This is a genomic window from Anoxybacillus sp. UARK-01 (assembly GCF_002075365.1).
Taxonomy (GTDB): Bacteria; Bacillota; Bacilli; order Bacillales; family Anoxybacillaceae; genus Anoxybacteroides; species Anoxybacteroides rupiense.
The window spans coordinates 1-527 of sequence record NZ_NASY01000035.1 but is presented as its reverse complement, the minus strand read 5'-3'; the positions used below and the strand labels follow the sequence as shown (position 1 = coordinate 527).

Genomic DNA, 527 nt, shown 5'->3' with positions numbered 1-527 from the left:
AGATATCACTTACCCGATAGTGAGTTTCTAACTCGAGTAAATGAATTTGGTGGTTTGTCTGATGAATTATTAAAAAATAAAGAATTATTGTCATTGATGATTCCTACCATGCGGGCTGATGAAAAGTTAGCTGAAACTTATCTTTACAAAGGGGAGTTAAAGATTCTTCCTTTCCCAATTTCAATCTATGGAGGTAAAGATGACAGAATTGAAATAGCTGAACTTGAGGACTGGACCGAATTAAGCTCAGCGAATTGTGAAATAAAATTGTTCGATGGAGGTGGTGTTATGTCAAGAAAACGGACACGTTAAACAGAGAGAAATAGCTGAACTTAGGCAGCTACTTTTCTCTGATTAGCGTAGTAAGCAGCCTCAAATTCATATGGCGATACATAGCCAAGAGCTGAATGAATTCTTTTGCGATTGTAGAAGCATTCGATGTACTCAAAAATGGCTTGTTTCGCTTCTTTCCGCGTGCGGAATCGATTCAGATAAATGCACTCTTTCTTGATTAGGCTATGAAACGA

The 527-nt window shown here is 37.6% G+C and carries 2 protein-coding genes; one reads left to right on the top strand and one right to left on the bottom strand.

Features of this window, described 5'->3' with window-relative positions; translation table 11 throughout:
* The coding region (locus B6A27_RS18615) for a thioesterase II family protein (RefSeq protein ID WP_369824152.1) at positions 1-312 on the top strand (312 nt) is incomplete at its 5' end.
* A gap of 20 nt (positions 313-332) precedes the next feature.
* Here B6A27_RS18615 and B6A27_RS07305 read toward each other — a convergent pair.
* A partial coding sequence (locus B6A27_RS07305) for an IS3 family transposase (RefSeq protein ID WP_139788091.1) occupies positions 333-527 on the bottom strand: 195 nt, incomplete at its 5' end.